Below are 20,816 nucleotides of genomic sequence, written 5' to 3'. Positions count from 1 at the left end.
GATCGTCGACAATCGGCGCAGATAAGGGCGTAGCCTTTAGCGGTTACCGTCGATCAGATCGTTCAGCAGCGCATCGAACGCGGCCTGTGCGTCTTCAAGTTCCTGCGGGGCGGCATCGAAGGTTTGCAGCGCGAACGGCGAAGGCTCGCCGCTGCCTTGCGGCGGAAATTGCTTCTGCATCGAGGCGAACGTACTCTGCACACGCAGTGTGGCGGCCACCATGCGCTCCATCGCCTGGGTTTCTTCGGCTCGGGCCTGTTCCGGATTCATTCCACTCTCCCTGGATGATTTTCTTGAAGACCAGATCGTACACGCTGTGTCCGTTCTTGCCGCCCTTGGCAGAACGACTCCGTTGAAAGTTCCAACGGCACGCTGCGCGAGAAGCGATTTAATCGGGAATGATTCCGCAGTCGCGGCGAGGCCAAGTACTCATCGAGCGTGGCTACAAAATCCCGCCGTAGGTCACAACGATTGGCCGCTTTGGATGAATCTGAAGGGCCGTTCAGGGTCGAAAGCCGCCCTTCATATCCGATAGCCTCCACCCCGTCTGGGGAGCGAATCGCACCAAGCACTGACACACAAACCAGTACGTTTGTTGTCCGAGCGCCGCCGTGAAAACATCACATCGGCCACCAAGCAGAGAACCCGTCGCTCGTCCCACTAGCGATCGCAAAGCGACAATCCCACCGAAACTCAACGCCCCATCCGTGTCGGAATTTCAGCACCGCGTCGCCGGCTCATGAATCGGTGTCGCGCAAGGGCTCGCTTGGCGTGTCCTCGCAATAAATGCGCAACGCATGATTTGAAGCCCGCATACCCAGCTGCTCCAGCCGTTCAAATTGTTCGCACCATAAATCGTCCGGCAAATGGCAATAGCGGATCAGGAATTGCAGCGATCGAAGCGCATTACAGATCACCAACCGAGCAATCTCCCGTTTTTCTACGTTCCGTTCGGGTAGAACGCCACAGTACCCTTCAACCAAAGCCGTCCACAAGGAAGCTGGCGCTGGATCCTGACCAAGTTCGAGCCACCAGGCGAGTGTTGCGAGGTCGAACAGTTGCGGACCCATACCGCAATCGTCGAAATCGAACATCGTAATGCACTGTCCGTGACGGCGGAGGTTGTCCAAGCGAAAGTCCCCATGACAGAATCCCCAATAAGCCTGGTCCTTGTCGACGGAGCGGTCGAGCAAATCCCGGCATCCTTCCGCCAACCTCGCGACCACACCTGCCGCCATGACCGAATGTGCCGACACCTCGTCAAGGGCGCGCTGAATCCAATTGGAATCGGTGATCGTGCGTGACGGAGCAAACTGACTCAACCACGCTTGCCGATGCAGTTCGGCAAGTGTCTGGCCGACCGTACGCATATCGTCTTGCGTCGGTTTTGGTACCTGCCCCTGTGCTTCCTCGAAGAGCACGGCGCTTCTTCGGGTGCCGTCGGCGGTCGCGATCTCTCGCAGATACTGATGTTCTCGATTGCTCACCGGGCGAGAGACCTTGAGACTGTCGCTCGCACGTACCGCATTGAGCGTATTCAGTTCCGCCGCGATGTCGGCCGGCGCGCGATCGCGTTCGCGATAGAGCCTGAGAAAGTACCGCCTGCCCGTAGAGGCAGCCTGGACCAGGAACGTTCGATTGACGCCATGGACCACTTCATCGACGTGGCCCACCTCAATATCGAACTCGTCCGCGACGAATCGATGGACGAGTTCAACATCGCGCGATGGGTGACTGTTTTTCCAACTCATGATTGGCCGATCTACAGGAGATATCGTTCAATATTTCACGATAAATTGGACGCACCATGGCGGCGAACCGGTCCGATTTTCCCGGTTACGGTTGAGTACTGTCATGCCGCAGTGTCCGAGGTTCCCGCGCACACACCCGCAACGAAGCAATTTCCTTTCGAACCGCACGCAGATCGTACAGTTGAACAACCTGCGTATCGGCATTTCCCGGCTCCGAACCGATCCGAAGCACGCGTTCCTCATCCGCCGACACAAATACGGCGTCATTCGACGGAACGGGAAACAAACTCCTCAGCGGCATCGGATAGTCATCAACCCGCTTTAGCTCTCCACGCGAGAAAAGCCGCTTTACATCCGACTCGGGCATCCTGGTTCGCAACAAATAGAACATCCCGACCACAGTCCCGGACCCGTCATTCCCCCAAACCGAGATCCTCGCCGCCGAACTGCTCCCTGGAATTTTGCAATCGCCGTGTTCCCAGTCGGACATCAAATTGACGTAGACATCAGTGCATCCGACGTCATTGGAAAACCAATTCGTACCGATGGCCTTCGACATGGCGCGCTTCGCATCGTCCATCGAATGCCCGAGCACGTCGCCGGGCATCGGGCACGTCTGCGCGAACGCACTTTGCAACGCGCATGAGAGCAGAGCCGAAACTAGGAAGCGAGATGGTTTCATGCGAGAAAAGTCCTGGCTGTATTCGAAGATATGGACCGGAAAAGCGCCATGTCCGCCCAAGCATGCACACAGGACCGATATCGATTCATTCGAACTGTTTCGAATAGTGAATTTCAGCGATATCGTCCCGACGCGGATCACCGTTCGACTTCCCAGAGCAGTTTCCCTTTTTGCCATCAGAAAACACAGCGATTTCAATCACTGCTCAACCGGAACCTATACCTAACGGCTAACAAGCACTCAAGCCGAAAACATCGCGCGTCAACAATGATCTAATAGACGTTGTTCACGCGTATATTGCTGATCCCGAATCCAACCGCCGCAACGAAGGAGGAATCCAAATCATCAAAGCACCGCAGTAAACGAGCGCGGGCCGCAAGTGCTGGGAACACTCACGACCCGCTAACCAAAGTCAACTAAGCAGGAGTTGCCATGGCTAAGGCAAATGATAAATCACGTCCCCCGATCACGGAACGTTACGTGACGATCCAGGAGTCCTGGGGTATTCCGAAGGCCTGGGGCAGGAAGCCGGAAAAGTTCTATCCGTGGTTGAGAATCGGCGGAATGTGGCTGATCAACGACGCGGGATTCATCCCGGGCCGAAAGGCGCGGATAACGGTCGAGCCGGGCAGACTGATCCTCACGGCGATGTGACCGGATCCCGGCACAGCACCGCGCATCGCTGGCGAGCACACACGTCACCACGCGATGTTGCACGACGACCGCGAAGTCCCTGCACCGCCGGTGGCGGTGCAATGCGATCCTGCGCCGTTGTCGTAGAACGTCCGCGTCTCCGGTTGCGACACCGACGGATCGAACGGATTCGGCGCCGGGCCGCGCGCCGCATCGAAGGGCCGCGTCGGCGCGTACGTGCCGACGCGACCTGCCGTGTGCGACCCGTTGGCCCGCAGATACTCGTTCCAGTTCTGCGCACGCTGTTCAGGCGCGGGCAACGCACGACCGAGGCTATCGCTGCCGCCTGCACCCAGCGCGACGCGATTCGCAGGCCATGCCGGATCGTGTTCGCGCACATCCGGCGAGGGTTGCGGCGCAAGCGTATCGCGTAACACCCGCAGCGGCCGCGTATCCGGCATATCGAACGGGCTGCGCTCGGCGGGCGCAGCGTACTGTTCGCGACGAGGCGCGCGCGCCGCATCCCCATCGTCCTGAGCGGCGCCAAGGCGCTCCGCACGGAAAACATTGGCGCCCGGGCGATCGGCCAACGTATCGCGCGCCGACGCATCGACCGCGGAAACAGAAAGCGCGCACAAAAAGGCGGCGGAAGCAAAACGGAAACGGTGATTCATGTGTGATCCGAAGCAGGTGACATGCGAGAAAAAACGGCAGATCACTGGCTGGCGGCTGAACGACGGAAGGTCGTCGAAGCGGCCCTGACGCGACTACGAAGCGGCTATGAAGCGCGGTAGATGCGAACCGGAGGAGGGCTGGCTGGATTGCAGAAACGGATTCGTATTATTTCATAAAAATAACAACGAGCTTTCCATGTGTTTAGATTCGTTGGTAAACAGAAGGATTGCTTACCTCGCCGCAACGCCCCATGATGGTGCCTGCTCGCCAAATCATCAGTTGATTGATTTCCGACAATCTGACCCTCTATAGATCGCAAACACGCGAAACGCAATCAAAAAGCCGCCGAGTCCCCCGCCCAGCAAGGAACCCAGCCGACCCATCCAAGCCCGTCGCAACCCGATTGCACTCAAGGCAAACGTTATCGAACCCGCCGAGTTGCGCCCGAAGCGCCACCCTCCGTGTCGAAAAGCCTCCGTGTTTTCCCTCAGACGCCCGGCATTTTTGACAGATGAATTAAAAACGACCATATAATTTCGACTGCCTTGCCAACGGCTGTCGGACCATCCCTCCGATCCAGCGAGTTGGCAAGCGGGGCAGGCGAAACGCTTGCGCAATGCAAGACGCATCACGATGTCTTTCCGAACCAGACGTCCCCTTTCGGGGACTGCAAGAGCCGGGCCCCGCACGCTTCATTCATCCGCAGGTCCGTCTTCGAGTGTCTCGGGCGTGTCCCATGTTCTCGCCCCGGGTGCTGTTCGATTGCGCAAGTCATGCCGCCTTTGCCCGTATGACTAACAACATCGAGGAGCTCCTGATGACGCTGTCCCGTCTTACGTCCATTTCCGTCGCCGCCGTGCTGTTCGCCGCCGGCGCCGCTGCCGCGCAAGCGGAAACCGTGAAGATCGCCATCGCCGGCCCGATGAGCGGCTCGGTCGCGCAGTATGGCGACATGGTGAAAGCCGGCGCGCTGACCGCGATCGAACAGATCAACGCGGCAGGCGGTGCGGGCGGCAACAAGTTCGAAGTGGTGATGATGGACGACGCATGCGAACCGAAGCAGGCCGTCGCCGTCGCCAACAAGATCGTCAGCCAGAAGATCAAGTACGTGATCGGCCACGTGTGCTCGGGTTCGACGATCCCGGCATCCGACATCTACGAGAACGAAGGCATCGTGATGGTCACGCCGTCGGCCACCGCGCCGCAGCTGACCGAAGGCAAGAAGCGCCACTTCATCTTCCGCACGATCGGCCGTGACGACCAGCAAGGCCCGGCCGCCGCGCAGTACATCATCAACCACGTGAAGCCGAAGAAGGTCGCGGTCCTGCACGACAAGCAGTCGTACGGCCAGGGCATCGCGTCGTCGGTGAAGAAGGACCTCGAAGCCGCGAAGATCCCGGTCGTGCTGTTCGAAGGCATCAATGCCGGCGATTCGGACTACTCGGCGATCATCACCAAGCTGAAGTCGCAAGGCGTCGATTTCGTCTACTTCGGCGGCTACCACCCGGAAATGGGCCTGCTGATGCGCCAGGCGCGCGAGCAGGGCGTGAAGGCAACCTTCATGGGGCCTGAAGGCGTCGGCAACAAGGACGTGACGGCGATCGCCGGCCCGGCGTCGGAAGGCATGCTGGTCACGCTGCCGGCCGACTTCTCGGCCGATCCGGCCAACGCGGCGCTTGTGAAGGCGTTCGCGGACAAGAAGCGCGACCCGAACGGTCCGTTCCAGATGCCGGCATACGCCGCGGTGAAGATCATCGCCGACTCGATCGCGGGAGCGAAGACGACCGACCCGACCAAGGTCGCCGCGTATATGCACAAGACGACGTTCGACACGCCGATCGGCAAGGTCGCGTATGACGCACAGGGCGACCTGAAGGCGTTCAAGTTCGTCGTCTACACGTGGCACAAGGACGCGACGAAGACCGCCGCCAAGTAAGACGGAGTACCCGCCCGCGCACCCGCCCTGTCCGAGACCCGGACGGGGCGGGTGCGTATTGGTCGCGCATCTGCCCATTGCGCGGCCGGGGGGCGGCCCGAGACGACACCGTGCGTTGCGCGCGGCCGAACGCCGTGATCCGGCGACGGCATGCGACACAGCGCCAACGGGAGCTTCCCGCACATGACTGACTTCTTTCCTCAATTCGCCCAGCAGCTGGTCAACGGCCTGACGCTGGGTGCGATCTATGCGCTGATCGCCATCGGCTATTCGATGGTCTACGGCATCATCGGCATGATCAACTTCGCCCACGGCGAGATCTACATGATCGGCGCGTACGTGGGCCTCGTCACACTCACCGCGATCGGCGTGTCCGCCGGCTATCCGCTGCCGCTCGTGCTCGGCGCGGCGCTGATCGTGTCGGTGATCGTCACCGGCCTGTACGGCTTCGCGGTCGAGCGCGTCGCGTACCGGCCGCTGCGCGGCGGCCCGCGCCTCGTGCCACTGATCTCCGCGATCGGCATGTCGATCTTCCTGCAGAACTACGTGCAGATCGGCCAGGGCGCGCGCGACGTGTCGGTGCCCGTGCTGATCTCCGGCGCATTCGACATCCATCTCGGCGGCGACTTCGACGTGACGGTTCCGTATGCGCGCCTGCTGATCGTCTGCGTGACGATCGTGCTGATGATCGCGCTCACGCTGTTCATCTCGCATTCGCGGATGGGCCGCGCGTGCCGCGCGTGCGCCGAAGACATGAAGATGGCGAACCTGCTCGGCATCGACACGAACCGCGTGATCTCGTTCACGTTCGTGCTCGGCGCGATGCTGGCGGCCGTCGGCGGCGTGCTGATCGGGCTGACGATCGGCAAGCTGAATCCGTATATCGGCTTCGTCGCGGGCATCAAGGCGTTCACCGCCGCGGTGCTCGGCGGGATCGGCAGCATTCCGGGCGCGATGCTCGGCGGCGTGCTGCTCGGCCTTGCCGAAACCTTTGCCGCAGGCTACATGCCGGCCGAATACAAGGACGTCGTCGCGTTCGGCCTGCTCGTGCTGATCCTGCTGTTCCGCCCGACCGGCCTGCTCGGCAAGTCGGACATCGAAAAGGTTTGACGGAGACGCAGATGAGTCAAGTCATTTCCGTACGCCGCCCGGCCGCCGACGCGTCGTTCGGCCAGGCGCTGAAGAATGCCGTGGCCGCCGCGATCCTGACGGCGATCCTCACGGTGCCCGTGCTGGGCCTGCAACTGAAGCTCGACGGCTATCAGGTCGTGCTCGAGCGTCACTGGCGCCCGGTGTGGATCGCGGTCGCGGCCGTGTTCCTGTTCCAGTTGTTCAAGCCGTGGCTGATGCGCGCGAAATCCGCGGTGCAGCTTCCGGCGATGCCCGCGATGGGCGCGCAGCAGCAGCGCGCGATCATCTGGGTGCTGCTTGCGGTCGGGCTCGTGTGGCCGTTCTTCGGTTCGCGCGGCGCGGTGGACGTCGCGACGCTCGCACTGATCTACGTGATCCTCGGCCTCGGGCTGAACATCGTGGTCGGCTTCGCGGGCCTGCTCGATCTCGGCTATGTCGGGTTCTACGCGGTCGGCGGCTATACGTATGCGATGCTGAACCAGTATTTCGGGCTGACGTTCTGGGAGTGCCTGCCGCTCGCGGCGATCGCGTCGGCGACGTTCGGCTTCCTGCTCGGCTTCCCGGTGCTGCGCCTGCGCGGCGATTATCTGGCGATCGTCACGCTCGGCTTCGGTGAAATCATCCGCCTGCTCGCGAACAACCTGACGAGCCTCACGGGCGGCCCGGACGGCATCTCGGGGATTCCGAAGCCGACCGTATTCGGCTACGAGATGGCGCGCACCGCGAGCGTCGACGGCGCGAAGACCTTCCATGAACTGATCGGCCTCGAATACAGCGGCGACCACGTGGTGATCTTCCTGTACCTGCTCGCGCTGGTGCTCGTCTGCTTCACGCTGTTCGTCACGAGCCGCCTGATCCGCATGCCGATGGGCCGTGCGTGGGAAGCGCTGCGCGACGACGAGATCGCATGCCGTTCGCTCGGCCTGAACCCGACGCGCATCAAGCTGTCGGCGTTCACGCTCGGCGCCGCGTTCGCGGGCATCGGCGGCGCGTTCTTCGCGGCGCGCCAGGGCCTCGTGAATCCGGAGTCGTTCACCTTCATCGAGTCGGCGCTGATCCTCGCGATCGTCGTGCTCGGCGGGATGGGCTCGCAGCTCGGCGTGATCCTCGCGGCGATCCTGCTGACCGTGCTGCCGGAAGTCGCGCGCGGTTTCGCCGAGTACCGGATGCTGATCTTCGGTCTGGTGATGGTGTTGATGATGATGTGGCGTCCGCAGGGCCTGTTGCCCGCGAGCCGTCCTCACGTGGAGCTGCCGCAATGAGCGCACATGCAGAACTGTTGAAGGTCGCCGGGCTGCAGATGCGCTTCGGCGGGTTGCTCGCGGTGGACGGCATCGATTTCGACGTGCGCCGCGACGAGGTGTTCGCGATCATCGGGCCGAACGGCGCGGGCAAGACCACGGTGTTCAACTGCGTCGGCGGGTTCTACAAGCCGACCGGCGGCGACGTCGTGCTCGACGGCCACCCGATCGCGGGGCTGCCGAGCCACAAGATCGCGGTGAAGGGGCTGGTGCGCACGTTCCAGAACATTCGCCTGTTCAAGTCGCTGACCGTCGTCGAGAACCTGCTTGTCGCGCAGCACCGCAAGGTGAAGTCGGGCCTGCTGCACGGGCTGTTCGCGACGCCGTCGTATCGTCACGCGGAGAAGGAAGCGCTCGAACGCGCGGCCGTGTGGCTCGACCGGATGGGGCTGAAGTCGGTCGCGAATCGGCCTGCCGGCACGCTGTCGTACGGGCACCAGCGGCGTCTGGAGATCGCGCGCTGCATGATCACCGAGCCGCGCCTGCTGATGCTCGACGAGCCGGCGGCCGGTCTCAACCCGCAGGAGAAGATCGAGCTGCAGCATCTGATCGACCGGCTGCGCCGCGAGTTCGGCGTGTCGGTGCTGCTGATCGAACACGACATGAGCCTCGTGATGGGCGTGTCGGACCGCATCCTCGTGATGGAGCACGGCCGGCCGATAGTGATCGGCACGCCGGACGCGGTCCGCAACGACCCGCGCGTGATCAAGGCGTATCTGGGGGAAGAGTGATGCTGAAGCTGGAACAGGTCCATACGCACTACGGCGCGGTCGAGGCGCTCGCGGGCGTGTCGATCGAGGTGAACAAGGGCGAGATCGTCACGCTGATCGGCAGCAACGGCGCCGGCAAGACGACGCTGATGATGACCGTGTGCGGCACGCCGCGCGCGTCGTCGGGCCGCGTGCTGTTCGAGGGGAACGACATCACCGCGATGTCGACGCACCAGATCATGCGCAAGGGGATGGCGATTTCGCCGGAAGGGCGGCGCGTGTTTCCGAGCCTGACGGTGGTCGAGAACCTGAAGATGGGCGGCTTCTTCGCGAGCCGTCACGAGATCGACGAAGGGATCGAGCACGTGTTCAGGTTGTTTCCGCGCTTGAAGGAACGCGCGGCGCAGCGTGCGGGCACGATGTCGGGCGGCGAGCAGCAGATGCTGGCGATCGGCCGTGCACTGATGAGCAAGCCGCGCCTGCTGCTGCTCGACGAGCCGACGCTCGGTCTGGCGCCGCTCGTGATCGCGCAGATCTTCGACATCATCCGGACGATCCGCGACGAGGGCGTCACGGTGTTCCTGGTCGAGCAGAACGCGAACAAGGCGCTGGGCGTGGCCGATCGCGGCTACGTGCTCGAAACGGGGCGCGTGGTGCTCGCCGATACGGGCGCGAATTTGCTCGCGAACGACCGGATCAAGCAGGCTTATCTGGGCGGTTGATCGGGAACGTCATCGATCCGGCGGCGCCGGGTCGATGACGGAGACGGCCGGTGCACGGGCCGAATCGTTCGACCGGCGTGTGCGGGGGCGGTGCCCGGTTTGTCGGCCTGGTGGGTGTAGCCGTTTTGGCTTCGAATGTAGTCGAATTGGCTACATCATGGTGCCGAAGCTCACAGACGTGTCGTATCGCAGCCTATACCTTGTAGCCAATTCGGCTACAATCGTAGCCAATCATGCTACGATCCATTGCCTCCACCCTATTTAGTGACTATCGGCGCCGCGTGTTGGGCCTGCTGCTGTTGCGGCCCGACGAGGCGCTGCACGTGCGCGAAATCGCCCGATTAACGGATACGACGCCGGGAACATTGCACAAGGAACTGAGCAAACTGGCCGAAGCCGGCATCTTGAGCCGGGAGCGGCAAGGAAATCAGGTGCTCTATCGCGCGAATCGAAGCTGTCCGATCTACGAGGAACTGGCTGCGATCATGCGAAAGACTTCAGGTATCGGCGATGTATTGACCGATGCATTGCGGCCTTGCGCCGGGCAAATTGACGTGGCGTTCATATTTGGGTCGGTCGCGCGCGGTCAGGAGACGGCGGACAGCGATGTCGACGTGATGGTGATCGGCAGGGTCGGTTTTGCAAACGTGGTTCGGCTGCTTTACGACGTGCAGGCGACGCTGCGGCGAGACATTAATCCCAAGGTGCTGTCACGCGACGAGTTTCGTCAAGGCGTCGACGGCAGGGATGCGTTTTTGCGGGATGTGCTTGGAAAACCCAAGATTTTTTTGATCGGTACCGAAGATGACCTTGCAGAACTTGCTGGGCATTAGCCTTGAAGCGATCGAACCGGATCCGGCGCAAGTGACGCGGCTGCTGGCTGCCGCCGAGCGCAACCTCACCGACGCACGACTCGCTGGACTGAGCAACGAAAACCGTTTTGATGCAGCGTACAAGGCCATCATGCAACTCGCGATGTTGGCATTGCACGCGAACGGTTTCCGTCCATTGACAAGCCGGCCCGGTCATCATCAAACGGCTATCCAGACGCTTTCACAGACGATCGGTTTGCCGGTCGATCGCATGATCGTGCTCGATGCGCTGCGCAAGCAGCGCAATCTGTCCGATTACTCGGGAGACGTCGTGCCGATGTCTGCGGTCGGCGAATGCTTCGACAGTGCGGCGGCGCTGATGGCCGACGTGAAGGCGTGGCTGATCGCAAACAAACCCGAGTGGACGCACGCGCAATAGTCGTTGCGTTGCCGAATCCCGTCCACGCCGAGGATTCGATGGCGATTCGGGATGGATCTCGCAATACGCGTTGCGGAGGCAACCGATGAAAGTGAAACGGATCGTCGCCAATATCGACACGCAGTCGGTCGACGACGCAAAGCGCTTCTATCGCGACCTGTTCGGTCTCGACCTGCTGATGGATCACGGCTGGATCGCGACCTACGGCAATGCCGAGCCGATGAGTGTGCAGATCAGCTTCGCATCGCAGGGCGGATCGGGCACGCCGACACCCGATCTGTCGATCGAGGTCGACGATGTCGATGAAGCGCTTGCACGGGTCCGGGCGGCCGGCATCGCCGTCGAATACGGCCCGGCCGACGAGCCGTGGGGCGTGCGGCGCTTTTACGTGCGCGATCCGTTCGGCAAGCTCGTCAACGTGCTCGCGCATCGCTGACCGGCGACTACGCGCCGCGCACGCCGCTCACGCGTGCAATGCGAGCCCCTTCACCGCCTTGTCCACCGCCTTCTTCGGCCCGTGCAGCGCGAGGCCCACCAGATCGAGATTCGCCGCATCCTCCGCGCGAAACACCTCGCGGTTGGCCGCGTCGTGCCCGGTCGAAAACATCGCGCGCACGTAGGGCACGATCGTCAATTCACGCGACAGCGCTTGCCGGTGCGCGGCCTGTAATCCATTCAGATCGGCCGCGAACACCAGCATCGGCTGGCCGAGCATGCGGCCATACCGGCGCCCGGCCGCATCCTCGTAAGGTTCGCCGAGCGCTTCGGGCGCTTCTGCCGCGACGCCCGTCGCCAGAAATGCGACCACGTTGAGTTTCTGCCAGGCCGCGAGATCGTCGCGCACGATCAGTGCCACTTTGGTATCGAACATAACGACTCCTTGTTGAGCCGCTGATGATCGGACGGCGCGCGCGATCAGTCTGGAACGTTTGTGCAGATCCGACGATACGCGGCCGGCGTGATCCGGTACGCGCGGCGAAACCAGCGGCCCAGATGGCTCTGGTCGGCGAAGCCGACGTCCGCGGCCGCCTGCGCGGGCGTGCGGCCGGCCGCCAGCAGCCGTCGCGCGGCGCGCAGCCGCAGGCGCACCAGATACGCATGCGGCGATGTGCCGAACGCGCGCTGGAACAGCCGCGTCAGCCGGAAGCGGTCGATGCCGGTCTGCGCGGCGAGTTCGTCGAGGCCGAGATTGCCGTCCATGTGGGCGTGCAGCAGGTCGCGCACGCGCAGAATCGCGGGCGGCACCACGCGTTCGCCCGTGGCAGACGGATTGCCCAGTTCGCCGCCGAGTCGCGTCAGCAGGCGGTCGAGTGTCTGGTCGCGCGCGAGCTTGCCTTCGTTGCCGTGAAGCGCGAGAAACGCCTGACGAATCGCATCGACGAGGCTGCGATCGTCGACGAGCGTATGACCGAACGTCGCCTCGACGCCGCTCAGGCCGGGCAGATTCAGCCGCTGTGCCGCGTGCTCGACCCATGCTTGCGGCAGGTACAGCATCGCGTAGGTGAAGCCGCCCGCTTCCGGCGCATGGCCGTCGTGCAGCGCGCCCGGCTCGATCAGGATCGCGCGTCCCGGCACGCTCGTATGCAGCGAGCGGTGGCACTGGAAACGCTGCACGCCTTGTTCGGTATAGCCGACCAGCATGTCGTCGTGATCGTGCGGATCGTATGCGTGCCCGCTGAAATGCGCGCGCAGGCTTTCGATGCCGGTTTCCGGATCGCGTTGCGCGACGAGCCAGTGGTCGGATTCGCCGGCATTTTCCGTCGCAGTCGTCATCGCTGTTTCGTTCCCGTCGTTGCCTGTTCGCCAGTGTACGCAGGTCGCGCGCCGCCCGCATGCGCTGCGCTCATTCGCCGGGCGTCGCGCCTCGTTCGTCACGCGAGTATTGCGCCGGCGGCTTGCCGACGTGCCGCGTGAACGCGACGCTGAACGTGCTCGCCGAACTGTAGCCGACGTGCGCCGCGATTTCGGCGATGCGCGCTTCGTTGCGGCGGAGCAGGTTTTTCGCGAGCGCCATGCGCCACGTCAGCAGATATTCCATCGGCGCGACGCCGACCGCGCGGCTGAAGCGTTCGAAGAAGGTCGAACGGGACAGCGCCGCTTCCTTCGCAAGCTCGACGACCGTCCACGGATGCGCGGGGCGTGCGTGCATCTCGCGGATCGCGGCGGCGAGACGGCTGTCGGCAAGCCCGCGCACGAGACCGGGCGACGCATCCGTGCTCGCCGACAAGCGCAGCGCCTCGATCAGCAGCACTTCCACCAGGCGCGACAGCACCAGTTCCCGCGCGGGCCGCTGGGTGCGCGCTTCGTCCCGCACCAGCTGCACGAGCGTGGTCAGGCGCGGCTCGCCGCGTACGTGCACGTATTGCGGCAGCAGCGACACCAGCAGTGCCGAATCGGGCGAACTGAAGCTGCAGTTGCCGGCCATCATCCGCATGTCGACCGCGTTGCCCGCGTCGCCGATTCGGTATTCGCCGTTGTCGAGCGCGACCGGCGCGGCGGTTTCGACCCCCGGCGGCGGAGCGTCGAGACTGGACATCGCGACGCCGTAGGCGGCCGGAATCAGCACGAAATCGCCGGCCAGCAGTTCGAGCGGCGGATGCCCGTCGATCGCAACCCGGCACCCACCGTCGAGCACCGCGCAATAGAACGGCTCGCCGGCCACCGTCCGGCTGATGGACCACGGGCTCGCGCCGTGAACGAGCTTCGCGTACCGCGTGCTGGGCTGCAGCAGCGTGACGACTTCGGCCAGCGGATCGATCATCGCCGGACTCTCGCAAAAGAAAATCGGATTTCTGATTGTAGCGAATACGGATCCGGCCATCTATCGTACGGACACATGCCCAACCCGTCACAGGAGTGAAATCGCATGAAGACCGTATTGATTACCGGCTGTTCCTCCGGATTCGGCCTCGAGATCGCCCGTTATTTCGTCGCCCGCGACTGGCAGGTCGTCGCGACGATGCGCACGCCGCGCAACGACGTGCTGCCGGTCTCGCCGAACCTGCGCGTGCTGCCGCTCGACGTGACGAAACCGGACAGCATTCGCGCGGCGATCGAGGCCGCCGGCCCGCTCGACGTGCTCGTCAACAATGCCGGGATCGGCGCGGCCGCGCCCGCCGAGCTGATGCCGCTCGACACGGTGCGCGCGCTGTTCGACACCAACACGATCGGCACGATCGCGGTCACGGAAGCGGTGCTGCCGCAGTTTCGCCAGCGCGGCGCCGGCGTCGTCGTGAACGTCACGTCGAGCGTCACGCTGAAGGCGTTGCCGCTGCTCAGCGCCTATCGCGCGAGCAAGGCGGCGGTCAACGCGTATACCGAATCGATGGCGCTCGAACTCGAACCGTTCGGCGTGCGCGCGCATCTCGTGCTGCCGGGCCGTGCGCCCGACACGCGTTTCGCGCACAACGCGCATTCGCAGATGCACGGCTTCGAGCACGAGGCTTATGCGGAGTTTGCGGGGAAGGTCCTCGCGGGCCTGCTCGATGAATCCGCGCCGATCACGCACGCGCAGGACGTCGCCGAGGCCGTGTGGCGCGCAGCGACCGATCCGTCGTGCCCGATGCGCATTCCGGCCGGCGCCGATGCCGTCGCGTGGGCGGCCGAAGCGCACTGATCGGTTCGGGATCCGAATCTGTCGCACCCGGTCATGCCGGCCGGCGCGACGGCGCACTCGCGGGGCGGGGCGGCGCGTCGTGCGACTACAGTGCGCGCTCGATCGCCTGTTCGAGCAGCGACAGCCCGAGGTCGATTTCGGCTTCGCTGACGGTCAGCGGCGGCGCGATCCGGAACACGCCGCCCATGCCGGGCAGCTGCACGATGTTCATGCTGAGCCCGAGCTTCATGCATTCGCGCGTGATCTGCGCGCCGAGCCCGTCCGCCGGCTCCTTGGTGCGGCGATCCTTGACGATCTCGACGCCGAGCAGCAGCCCGCGCCCGCGCACGTCGCCGATGCAGTCGAAGCGCTCCATCAGGTCGAGCAGCCCGCGCCTGAGCCGGTCGCCCATCGCATGCGCACGCGCGACGAGTCCGTCGCGCTGCACGACGTCGAGCACGCGCAGGCCGACCGCCGCGGGCAGCGGATCGGACACGTGCGTCGTGTAGAACAGGTAGCCGAGTTCGTGCGCGCGTTCCTCGATCCGCGCGGACGTCACGACGGCCGCGAGCGGCAGGCCCGCGCCGAGCGTCTTCGACAGCGTCAGGATGTCGGGCGTCACGCCGTCGTGCTGGCACGCGAACATCGCGCCGGTGCGTCCGATGCCGGTCTGCGCCTCGTCGAGGATCAGCAGCATTCCGCGTTGCTCGCACTTGCGCTTGAGCGCCGCCATGTAGCCGGGCGGCAGTTCGATGATGCCGCCCGAACTGAGGATCGGCTCCGCGATGAACGCGGCGAGGCTGCCGCTCGACTGGCGATCGATCAAGTCGAACGCATAGTCGAGTTCGGCGAGAGGATCGTACGTGCCGTCGCGCTCGAAGCGTGGCCGGTACATGAACGGCGCCGGAATCGCGAACGAGCCGACCGACGCGGGGCCGACACCCTTGCGCCCGGCGCTGTACGTGGCCGATGCTGCCGCGCCTGTCATGCCGTGCCACGACTGCGCGAAGCCGACGATCTCGTACTTGCCGGTGACGAGCTTGGCCATCCGGATCGCCGCCTCGTTCGATTCCGCGCCGGTGCTGAGCAGCAGCGCGCGGTCGAGACCGTCCGGCGTGAGGCAGGCGAGACGCGTCGCGAGATCGACGACCGGCCGCGACAGCATCCCGCTGAACAGGTGATCGAGCCGGCCCGCGTATTCGCCGATCACCGCCGCGATCTCCGGATGGCAGTGCCCGAGCACCGCGCTCATCTGCCCGGATGTGAAATCGAGGATTGCGCGGCCGTCGGCGTCGTAGACGAAACTGCCCTGCGCGCGTTCGACGATCATCGGCTCGAAGCTGCCGCCGTAGCGGATCAGATGCTGTCTGGCGTTGCGCCAGAAGGTTGCGTCGTCGTTCAGGGACATCGTGCGGCTCCCGGCAGGTGGACAGGCATGGCTTGCAGTCTAGGCGCGCGTCTGGTTTGATGGAAACGAATAGTTCTTATGCAAGGTAGAAAAGGAGCTGATACCTTGGGACTTTCGCTCGACATCGACCTGCTGCGCTCGTTCGTCGTCATCGCCGACGCCCGCGCGCTCAGCCGCGCGGCCTCGCGCATCGGCCGCACGCAGTCCGCGCTGAGCCAGCAGATGCGGCGCCTCGAAGCCATCGTCGACCAGCCGCTGTTCCAGCGCACCGGGCGAGGCGTGGTGCTGACGAATCCGGGCGAGCGGCTGCTCGTGCACGCGCAGCGCATCCTGCGGCTGCACGACGACGCGATGGCCGATCTGTGCGGCAAGGGCTTGTCGGGCAGCATTCGGTTCGGATGCCCGGACGATTACGCGGCCGTGTTCCTGCCGTCGCTGCTGCGGCGGTTTTCGAGCCAGCACCCGCAGGCGCTCGTCGAGGTCGTGTGCGGTCCCACGCCGCGGTTGCTCGAACGACTCGAGAAGCGGGCGATCGATCTCGCGATGATTTCGCTGCCGGACGAGGCGGCCAGCGACGACGTCATTCGCCGCGAGCAACTGGTGTGGGTCGGTTATCCGGGGCTCGTGTCCACGCATTTCGATCCGCTGCCGCTCGCGCTGTCCGATCCCGATACGCTCGACCATGTCGCGGCGTGCGAAGCGTTGCAGCGCGCGAACCGGGATTACCGGATCGCGTATGCGAGCAGCAGTCTCGCGGGCCTGACCGCGCTGGTGCGGTCGGGGCAAGCGTTCGCCGTGCTCACGCAGACGGCCGTGCCGCCCGATCTCGCGATCCTCGACGGCGATCCGGGGCTGCCGCCGCTGCCGGCGGTCGGGATCACGCTGAAGTTCGATCGCAAGCGGCCGTCGCATCTGACCGCGGCGTTCGCCGAGCATATCCGGCAGGCGTTGCCGTTGCTGTGAATGGAGTGCGCGGCGTCCGGCTAATCCCCTGACGTTTCAAGCGCGCTCACCATCTCCTGCGCTGCGCGCTGCAACTCCGGCAGGAAGCGGCGCACCGCGTCCGCCGGCGTGATCGCCTGTTCGAGGTAGATCACGTTCAGCGCCGCGATCACGCGCCCGTGCGCGCCGATCGCCACGGCGAGCGAACCGATCTTGCGCTGGTCGGCCCAGTCGCCGTGATTCGAGCCGAAGCCGTCGGCACGCGTTTGCCGCACCAAGTTGCGGATGAACGCGCTGTCCGACGCGAGCCGCTGCTGTTGTTCGCCGCCGGCGCCGGCGCGCAGCAGGTCGAGAATATCCTCGCGCTCCGCGTCCTGGCACGACGCGAAGTAGATGCGCCCCGATGCGGTCAGCAGCATCGGCAGCCGGCGCCCGACCATCGAACGATGAAACGACAACGGGCTGAAGCGATGCGTCGTCTCGCGGATGATCATCGAATCGCCGTCCGGCGTCGTCAGGTCCGACGGCCACACGATGCGCTGCAGCAGCCCGGCCATGATCGGCGGCGCGACGGTGGCGATGTGCTCGTCGTCGGTGAACCCTTCGCTGAGCGTGCGCACGCGCAGCGTCAGGCGAAACGTGTCGTCGGAATCGCTGCGCCGCACGAACCCGCTGTCGATCAGCGTCTCCAGCAGCCGACGCACGGTCGTGCGGTGAAGCCCCGTTGCGTCGCTCAACTGCTGGCTCGTCGCGCGACCGTTTTCCAGCGCGTTGAGCGCCTGCAGCACCAGCAGGCCGCGCGACAACCCTCGAACATTTGCGTACTTGCTCATCTAAAAATGTCTTTCAAATCAACGGCGTGCATCCCGTGCACATTTGGCTGAAATTGTTGAGCGCGGATTTGCCGCTCCCTAGACTTGCCTCCATCCCGCCGCCGACACGACGCGACACGGAACCCGCGAAACGTCCGGCCGGAATCCATCGGCATACGCAGCGACCGCCGAGTCGCGCGAGGAAGGAGACACATGAACCCCGCATCCAGTCCAGCCGCGCAGCGCGAGCCGCGCGGTGCGCTTTCCACCGACGTCGCGATCATCGGCGCTGGCCCGGTCGGCCTGATGATCGCCAACATTCTGGGCCTTCAGGGCGTGCGTGTCACGCTGATCGAGAAGCTCGAACGGATCATCGACTATCCTCGCGCGATTGGTCTGGATGACGAAGCATTGCGCGTGTTCCAGTCGATCGGCCTGGCCGACGCACTCGTGCCGCATACGACGCCCGATCACTGGATGCGCTTCGTGACGAAGGACGGCCGCTGCTTCGCATCGATCGAGCCGCGCACCGACGAATTCGGCTGGCCGCGCCGCAATGCGTTCATCCAGCCGCTCGCGGATCGCGTGCTCCACGAAGGCCTCGCGCGTTTTCCGCAGGTGCAGGTGCTGTTCGGGCACAGCGTCGCATCGTTCGCGCAGGACGCCGACGGCGTCAGCATCGACGTGGACGATGCGGCTGGCGAACGCCGAACCGTGCGCGCCGCATACATGGTCGGCGCGGACGGCGGCAACAGCTTCGTGCGCCGCGTGCTGAACGTGCCGTTCGAAGGACGCACGAAGCCGAACCAGTGGATCGTCGTGGACGTGCGCAACGATCCGATCGGTTCGCCGCATATCTATCTGCATTGCGACCACGAACGGCCGTACGTGTCGGCGGCGCTGCCGCACGGGATTCGCCGCTTCGAGTTCATGGTGATGCCGGGCGAGACCGAGGAGGAACTGTCGAAACCCGAAAACATGGCCGCGCTGATTCGCAAGGTGGTCGCGGATCCGGACGCGGTCGACTACATCCGCAAGCGCGTCTATACGCACAACGCGCGCCTCGCGTCGACGTTCCATGTCGGCCGCGTACTGCTCGCGGGCGACGCCGCGCACATCATGCCGGTGTGGCAGGGGCAGGGCTACAACAGCGGGATCCGCGACGCGAACAATCTCGGCTGGAAGCTCGCGATGGTCGCGAAGGGGCTGGCCGACGGCCGCCTGCTCGACACCTATACCGTCGAGCGCCGCGCGCATGCGCGTTCGATGATCCATCTGTCCGAGGTGGCGGGCGACATTTTCGCGCCGACCACGCGTTTCGGCGCGCGCTTTCGCGACACGTTCGTGCGTGCGCTGAACCTGTTTCCGGCGGTCAAGCGCTATTTCGTCGAGATGCGTTTCAAGCCGATGCCGCGTTACGAAGCGGGCGCGGTGTTGCTGCCTGCGCACGCGCCGCGGCACGGCCGGCTTGCGCGCGTGCTCGAACGTTCGGGCAATTCCGCGGCGGGCCGGCTGCTCGGCCTGATGAGCGAAAAGCGCGACTCGCTGCTCGGCCGGCTCGCTTACGGCCGCGATCCGTTCGCGGCGTCGCCGGTCGGGCGCATGTTCATCCAGCCGCGCGTGCGGCTGGCCGATGGCCGCACCGTGCTGCTCGACGACGCGATCGGCAACGGCTTCGTCGTACTCGGCTGGGGTGCCGATCCGACCTTCGGCATGACGCCGCAGGCGCGCGCGCTGTGGGCGCGGATCGGCGGCCGCTTCGCGATCGCGAAGCCGGACGCGCAGCTTGCCTACACCGACGACGTCCCCGCCGACGTGCTCGCGATCGGCGATGCCACGGGCCGGCTGAAGGACTGGTTCAGCCGCCTGCCGGAGTCGGTCGTGCTGCTGCGTCCCGATCGTTTCGTCGCCGGCGTGTGCACGCCGCAGCAGGTGTCCGCGGCCATCGTCGAGCTCGCGGTCAAGCTCGGCGTCACCGATGACGCGCAGCACGAGCACGGCGACGTTTCGTCTTCGTCACAACGCCCGGCGTGCGATCGCCTCGTCGTCGCGCAAACGGCAGGAGCATGAGTATGCCGATTCATCTCGAATGTCTTTCCCATACGCCGCTGCACGGCTACTTCGATCCGGTGCCCGGCGTGGTCGCCGAAGTCGAGCGGATCGGACGGGCCGCGCGCGAACGCGTCGAGCGTTTCCGGCCCGACCTGATCGTCGCGTTCGCGCCCGATCACTTCAACGGTTTCTTCTACGACATGATGCCGCCGTTCTGCATCGGCGCGCGTGCCGACGCGATCGGCGACTTCGCGAGCCTGGCCGGCGCGCTGCCGGTGCCGGCCGAACTCGCGCACGCGCTGGCGGAAAGCGTGCTGGCTGCCGACGTCGATGTCGCGCTGTCGTACCGGATGCAGGTCGACCACGGCTGCGCACAGGCGCTCGAAGTGCTGACCGGCGGCCTCGATCGTTATCCGGTGATTCCGGTGTTCATCAACTCGGTTGCGCCGCCGATGGCGACGCTGCGCCGCGCGCGCCTGCTCGGCGACGCGATCGGCCGGCATTTCGCGCGCACCGGCCAGCGCGTGCTGGTGGTCGGCTCGGGCGGCATCTCGCACGAGCCGCCGGTGCCGGAACTGATCGGCGCGACGCCCGAAGTGGCGGAGCGGCTGATCGCCGGGCGCAATCCGTCGGCCGAATCGCGCGCGGCGCGCCAGGCGCGCACGGTCGCCGCCGCCCGTTCGTTTGCCGCCGGCGACAGCCCGCTGCACCCGCTGAATCCCGAATGGGATCGCGCGTTTCTCGCGCAGCTCGAGTCCGGCGAGCTGGCCGCGCTGGACGGCGTGACCAACGACGCGATCACGCGCGACGGCGGCAAGTCCGCGCACGAGATCCGCACGTGGGTGGCCGCGTTCGGCGCGCTCGCCGCGTATGGCCCGTATCGCGCGTCGCTCGACTACTACCGTGCGATCCCCGAGTGGATCGCCGGCTTCGCCACCATGCATGCCACGCCGTCGACTGCCGTCGCGGCGGCGGCGTGACCGAACTTCAGGAGACCTGGATGTCCGATTCTAACCTTGTGACGGCACTGGCTGCGCGACTGCGCGAAGCCGAGGCGTCGCGCAGCACGATCGCGCCCGTGCGCGGCGAGCCCGCTGCGGGCGGCATCGCGCTCGACGACGTAAACACCGCCTACGCAGTACAGCAGGCCAACGTCGACGCGCGCGTCGCCGCCGGCGAGCGCATCGTCGGCCGCAAGATCGGCCTGACGTCGCG

The 20,816-nt window shown here is 64.9% G+C and carries 22 protein-coding genes and 1 pseudogene; 14 read left to right on the top strand and 9 right to left on the bottom strand.

The window, feature by feature from the left end; translation table 11 throughout:
- Positions 1-36: 36 nt before the first annotated feature.
- From BST28156_RS30945 to BST28156_RS30935, 3 genes are all read right to left on the bottom strand, one after another.
- Positions 37-270: a hypothetical protein gene (locus BST28156_RS30945; protein WP_174904211.1), complete on the bottom strand. Its 234-nt coding sequence runs from the start codon at positions 268-270 to the stop codon at positions 37-39.
- Between the two features lie 467 nt (positions 271-737).
- The gene (locus BST28156_RS30940; protein ID WP_174904210.1) at positions 738-1,751 is read right to left on the bottom strand and encodes a phosphotransferase enzyme family protein; all 1,014 of its coding nucleotides are present in this window, start codon (positions 1,749-1,751) and stop codon (positions 738-740) included.
- Between the two features lie 85 nt (positions 1,752-1,836).
- Positions 1,837-2,433, bottom strand: coding sequence for a hypothetical protein (locus BST28156_RS30935; protein ID WP_174904209.1), 597 nt, complete (start codon positions 2,431-2,433; stop codon positions 1,837-1,839).
- Positions 2,434-2,865: 432 nt separating this feature from the next.
- On the opposite strand from BST28156_RS30935, the gene BST28156_RS30930 reads away from it, so the two are divergent.
- Positions 2,866-3,087: a SymE family type I addiction module toxin gene (locus tag BST28156_RS30930; RefSeq protein ID WP_059605952.1), complete on the top strand. Its 222-nt coding sequence runs from the start codon at positions 2,866-2,868 to the stop codon at positions 3,085-3,087.
- A 44-nt stretch (positions 3,088-3,131) separates the two neighbouring features.
- Here the strand turns inward: BST28156_RS30930 and BST28156_RS30925 are convergent, their stop codons facing one another.
- Entirely contained in the window at positions 3,132-3,740 is a 609-nt protein-coding gene (locus tag BST28156_RS30925; RefSeq protein ID WP_174904208.1) for a hypothetical protein, read from the bottom strand.
- A gap of 818 nt (positions 3,741-4,558) precedes the next feature.
- Between BST28156_RS30925 and BST28156_RS30920 the strand changes: the two genes are divergently transcribed.
- The 8 genes from BST28156_RS30920 to BST28156_RS30885 all read left to right on the top strand — a co-directional run bounded on the left by BST28156_RS30920 (position 4,559) and on the right by BST28156_RS30885 (position 11,228).
- A complete protein-coding gene (locus BST28156_RS30920; protein WP_009687598.1) occupies positions 4,559-5,677 on the top strand; it encodes a branched-chain amino acid ABC transporter substrate-binding protein in 1,119 nt (372 codons plus the stop codon).
- Positions 5,678-5,860: 183 nt separating this feature from the next.
- Positions 5,861-6,787 carry a high-affinity branched-chain amino acid ABC transporter permease LivH gene (livH, locus tag BST28156_RS30915; protein ID WP_009687599.1) on the top strand — a complete coding sequence of 309 codons (927 nt, stop codon included), beginning with the start codon at positions 5,861-5,863 and terminating at the stop codon, positions 6,785-6,787.
- An 11-nt stretch (positions 6,788-6,798) separates the two neighbouring features.
- A complete protein-coding gene (locus BST28156_RS30910) occupies positions 6,799-8,070 on the top strand; it encodes a high-affinity branched-chain amino acid ABC transporter permease LivM (protein WP_060245676.1) in 1,272 nt (423 codons plus the stop codon).
- Positions 8,067-8,840: a high-affinity branched-chain amino acid ABC transporter ATP-binding protein LivG gene (livG, locus tag BST28156_RS30905; RefSeq protein ID WP_174904207.1), complete on the top strand. Its 774-nt coding sequence runs from the start codon at positions 8,067-8,069 to the stop codon at positions 8,838-8,840. Before BST28156_RS30910 ends, livG begins: the two co-directional genes overlap by 4 nt.
- Complete coding sequence (locus BST28156_RS30900; RefSeq protein WP_174904206.1) at positions 8,840-9,541, top strand: ABC transporter ATP-binding protein; 702 nt, start codon at positions 8,840-8,842, stop codon at positions 9,539-9,541. Before livG ends, BST28156_RS30900 begins: the two co-directional genes overlap by 1 nt.
- Positions 9,542-9,774: 233 nt before the next feature.
- Positions 9,775-10,374: a helix-turn-helix domain-containing protein gene (locus tag BST28156_RS30895; protein WP_174904205.1), complete on the top strand. Its 600-nt coding sequence runs from the start codon at positions 9,775-9,777 to the stop codon at positions 10,372-10,374.
- Positions 10,346-10,792 carry a hypothetical protein gene (locus BST28156_RS30890; RefSeq protein WP_060245672.1) on the top strand — a complete coding sequence of 149 codons (447 nt, stop codon included), beginning with the start codon at positions 10,346-10,348 and terminating at the stop codon, positions 10,790-10,792. The genes BST28156_RS30895 and BST28156_RS30890 overlap by 29 nt, the downstream gene beginning before the upstream one ends.
- Before the next feature lie 85 nt (positions 10,793-10,877).
- Complete coding sequence (locus tag BST28156_RS30885) at positions 10,878-11,228, top strand: VOC family protein (protein WP_060245671.1); 351 nt, start codon at positions 10,878-10,880, stop codon at positions 11,226-11,228.
- Positions 11,229-11,255: 27 nt separating this feature from the next.
- On the opposite strand, the gene BST28156_RS30880 is transcribed toward BST28156_RS30885, so the two are convergent.
- From BST28156_RS30880 to BST28156_RS30870, 3 genes are all read right to left on the bottom strand, one after another.
- Positions 11,256-11,663 carry a DUF2000 domain-containing protein gene (locus BST28156_RS30880; RefSeq protein ID WP_059479746.1) on the bottom strand — a complete coding sequence of 136 codons (408 nt, stop codon included), beginning with the start codon at positions 11,661-11,663 and terminating at the stop codon, positions 11,256-11,258.
- Between the two features lie 44 nt (positions 11,664-11,707).
- Positions 11,708-12,565 carry an AraC family transcriptional regulator gene (locus tag BST28156_RS30875; RefSeq protein ID WP_069243725.1) on the bottom strand — a complete coding sequence of 286 codons (858 nt, stop codon included), beginning with the start codon at positions 12,563-12,565 and terminating at the stop codon, positions 11,708-11,710.
- Between the two features lie 70 nt (positions 12,566-12,635).
- Complete coding sequence (locus tag BST28156_RS30870) at positions 12,636-13,613, bottom strand: AraC family transcriptional regulator (RefSeq protein ID WP_174904204.1); 978 nt, start codon at positions 13,611-13,613, stop codon at positions 12,636-12,638.
- 45 nt (positions 13,614-13,658) lie between these two features.
- Here BST28156_RS30870 and BST28156_RS30865 point away from each other — a divergent pair, with 45 nt between their 5' ends.
- On the top strand, positions 13,659-14,408 hold the full coding sequence (locus BST28156_RS30865) for an SDR family oxidoreductase (protein ID WP_174904203.1): 750 nt from the start codon (positions 13,659-13,661) through the stop codon (positions 14,406-14,408).
- Positions 14,409-14,493: 85 nt separating this feature from the next.
- On the opposite strand, the gene BST28156_RS30860 is transcribed toward BST28156_RS30865, so the two are convergent.
- Complete coding sequence (locus BST28156_RS30860; protein ID WP_174904202.1) at positions 14,494-15,795, bottom strand: aspartate aminotransferase family protein; 1,302 nt, start codon at positions 15,793-15,795, stop codon at positions 14,494-14,496.
- A gap of 78 nt (positions 15,796-15,873) precedes the next feature.
- On the opposite strand from BST28156_RS30860, the gene BST28156_RS30855 reads away from it, so the two are divergent.
- The gene (locus BST28156_RS30855) at positions 15,874-16,758 is read left to right on the top strand and encodes a LysR family transcriptional regulator (protein ID WP_174904201.1); all 885 of its coding nucleotides are present in this window, start codon (positions 15,874-15,876) and stop codon (positions 16,756-16,758) included.
- A gap of 20 nt (positions 16,759-16,778) precedes the next feature.
- On the opposite strand, the gene BST28156_RS30850 is transcribed toward BST28156_RS30855, so the two are convergent.
- Positions 16,779-17,570 carry a DNA-binding transcriptional regulator gene (locus BST28156_RS30850; RefSeq protein ID WP_059513190.1) on the bottom strand — a complete coding sequence of 264 codons (792 nt, stop codon included), beginning with the start codon at positions 17,568-17,570 and terminating at the stop codon, positions 16,779-16,781.
- 192 nt (positions 17,571-17,762) lie between these two features.
- Here BST28156_RS30850 and BST28156_RS30845 point away from each other — a divergent pair, with 192 nt between their 5' ends.
- The 3 genes and pseudogenes from BST28156_RS30845 to BST28156_RS30835 all read left to right on the top strand — a co-directional run.
- Positions 17,763-19,619, top strand: coding sequence for a bifunctional 3-(3-hydroxy-phenyl)propionate/3-hydroxycinnamic acid hydroxylase (locus tag BST28156_RS30845; protein ID WP_174904200.1), 1,857 nt, complete (start codon positions 17,763-17,765; stop codon positions 19,617-19,619).
- 2 nt (positions 19,620-19,621) lie between these two features.
- A complete protein-coding gene (locus tag BST28156_RS30840; RefSeq protein ID WP_059513192.1) occupies positions 19,622-20,581 on the top strand; it encodes a 3-carboxyethylcatechol 2,3-dioxygenase in 960 nt (319 codons plus the stop codon).
- Positions 20,582-20,601: 20 nt separating this feature from the next.
- Positions 20,602-20,816 (top strand): annotated as a pseudogene (locus tag BST28156_RS30835) (2-keto-4-pentenoate hydratase); the annotation flags it as partial.

It is taken from the genome of Burkholderia pseudomultivorans, assembly GCF_902499075.1.
In the GTDB taxonomy this organism is placed as follows: domain Bacteria; phylum Pseudomonadota; class Gammaproteobacteria; order Burkholderiales; family Burkholderiaceae; genus Burkholderia; species Burkholderia pseudomultivorans.
The sequence above is the reverse complement of the archived record's forward strand: the minus strand, read 5'-3'. Positions and strand labels throughout refer to the sequence as shown.